The organism is Paenibacillus sp. GbtcB18, assembly GCF_019091125.1.
In the GTDB taxonomy this organism is placed as follows: domain Bacteria; phylum Bacillota; class Bacilli; order Paenibacillales; family NBRC-103111; genus Paenibacillus_F; species Paenibacillus_F chitinolyticus.
The window spans coordinates 1-369 of sequence record NZ_JAGXJX010000180.1 but is presented as its reverse complement, the minus strand read 5'-3'; the positions used below and the strand labels follow the sequence as shown (position 1 = coordinate 369).

The 369-nt window shown below is 35.5% G+C and carries 1 pseudogene; it reads left to right on the top strand.

The window, feature by feature from the left end:
- Positions 1–369, top strand: a pseudogene (locus KVT34_RS30005) (type VII secretion protein EsaA); the annotation flags it as partial.

Below are 369 nucleotides of genomic sequence, written 5' to 3'. Positions count from 1 at the left end.
ATATGGAAGTACAGATTCGCTGTTAATTGGTGGTGTGGACCGTACAAGCGAATTCTTGCAAAACGGAACAGTTGCAATATCCGCACGTAATGATGGAGATTTAAGAATTAGCCTACGTGTGAAACTGATAGATCCAAACAGTAAAATCGATGTTTTCTCTCCTGTAACGTGGGAATGGAAACTGGACGGAAAAAATGAAAAAGAAACTATTACTGGAAAAGAAGAAACTAAAAAAGAAGAACCAAATAAAGAGAATGAAGGAACAAAAACAGATAACAGCAAGGTAGAAAATGTAGTAAATAAAACGCAGTATGGAATAATACCGCTAGTAAACTCTGTTAAAAAGCCTATCATTCATAAGACAGAACA